Annotated in this window: 2 protein-coding genes; one reads left to right on the forward strand and one right to left on the reverse strand. The window is 69.3% G+C overall.

Annotation, left to right across the window (positions count from 1 at the left end; genetic code table 11):
• The first annotated feature begins 113 nt into the window (after nt 1–113).
• Nucleotides 114–665: a hypothetical protein gene (locus O3Q52_RS52815; protein ID WP_269655505.1), complete on the forward strand. Its 552-nt coding sequence runs from the start codon at nt 114–116 to the stop codon at nt 663–665.
• Here O3Q52_RS52815 and O3Q52_RS52820 read toward each other — a convergent pair.
• Nucleotides 622–1539, reverse strand: coding sequence for an IS5 family transposase (locus tag O3Q52_RS52820; protein WP_269655506.1), 918 nt, complete (start codon nt 1537–1539; stop codon nt 622–624). The two genes, O3Q52_RS52815 and O3Q52_RS52820, sit on opposite strands and share 44 nt — an antisense overlap.
• Nucleotides 1540–1683: the final 144 nt, after the last annotated feature.

Raw genomic sequence — 1683 nt, forward strand, 5'->3', positions numbered from 1 at the left:
AGTAGCTGTTGTCTTTTCGGACTTGAGGACTGCGTTTCCGCTGGTCGGGCGTAGGGTCGGCGATTCCGTGGGAGTTGTGGCCTGTCGTGCTGTCGTTGCCCGGGAGGTCGTGGATGCCGTCGGTGGTTGGGCTGTTGGAACAGCGTGAGCTGGGTGCTCGCCGTCGTGTTGGCGAGCTGCGGGAGGAGGCCGACCGTGTCCAGGCCGAGTTGGCCGTGGCCGAGCAGGAATGGAAGGAGTGGGCCATCGCCTGCTCGCGGGTCGGCGAGGTGCTGGCCCCCGTGGACGAGAGCGGGCAGGACCCCGCCCGGGCCGAGGGGACCGCGCCGGCTGCCGAGGAGCAGTCCGGAAAGACGCCGCAGCTGCCGGAGGCAGCGAAGACGAAGTCGCAGGTTCCGATGTGGCGTGAGGGGCTGGCCTGGTCGGTGCTCTCGGTGGACTACCAGCGCATCCTGAGGGCACTCGCGGACCGGGTCCGGCTCCATCAAGGGCCGCTGACCTGCCAGGAGATGGCCGCGGTGTTCGGCATGGACGTGGTGCCGGCACGGGTGGAGGCACTGCGGTCGAAGGCGAAACGTCTGGTCGCGCGGGGCTGGCTGGCCGAGCCCGCGCCGGGACGGTTCATGCTGGCTGCGGGTGTGGCCGGGCGAGGCGGCGGGTCATGAGCAGGGTCATCGACCAGTAGATCATCGCCTCGGCGCTGGTGGTGCGGCGTTCGTAGTCGCGTGCCAGGCGGCGGGTGCGCATCAGGTGGGCGAAGAGGCGCTCGACGATCCACCGTTTGGGCAGGACCACGAAGCCGCGCATGTCGTCGCTGCGTCTGACGATCGCCAGGACCAGGGCGAGCGCGGTGAGGCAGTGGGCGACGAGGGGGCCGGTGTAGCCGCCGTCGGCCCAGACCAGCTCCAACTGGTGGTGCGCGTCGGTGACTTGCCGCAGCAGGACCTGGGCGGCGGTGCGGTCGCCGACATCCGCGGCGGTGACCATCACGCCCAGCAGCAGGCCGAGGGTGTCGACCACGACGTGCCGCTTGCGCCCGTTGATCAGCTTTCCGCCGTCGAAGCCGCGGCTGTCCACGCCGACGACGGCGTCCGCCTTGACGGACTGCGAGTCGATCACGCCGGCCGTCGGCTCCGCAGTCCGCCCGTCCCTCTCGCGGATCCTTGCGCGCAGCCGGTCGTGGAATTCCTTGACCAGGCCGTGGTCGCGCCAGCGGCGGAAGAACGCGTAGACCCGGTCCCATGGCGGGAAGTCGGCGGGCATCGCCCGCCACTTGATGCCATTGTCGACCAGGTAGCGGATCGCATCGAGTATCGCCCGGTGGCAGTACGCCTCCGGCTGCCCTCCCCGGCCGCGCAGCCAGCCAGGCACCGGCAGCAGCGGCCGTACCGCCGCCCACTCCGCGTCCGTCATGTCCGTCGGATAACGCGGCTGCCGCATCCCGTTGTCGGCGGCGTTTCCGAACCGGTGAGCCAGACAGTCACACTCCCGGGTGACCAAGGTGGACTGCCCGGACATCGGCACGGAAGACTGCGGCACCAGGGCCTCCTGATGTTGCTCGGTGATTCGACACCAACGAGCTGTTCAGGGGGCCCTACTCGTATGCACCGAACACCCCACGACCACCCAATCGAGACTCCCGTTCGACGGACACCGCTCAAGATCGGAACGACAACAGCTACT

Origin of the sequence: Streptomyces sp. ActVer (genome assembly GCF_027270795.1) — a bacterium.
In the GTDB taxonomy this organism is placed as follows: Bacteria; Actinomycetota; Actinomycetes; order Streptomycetales; family Streptomycetaceae; genus Streptomyces; species Streptomyces umbrinus_A.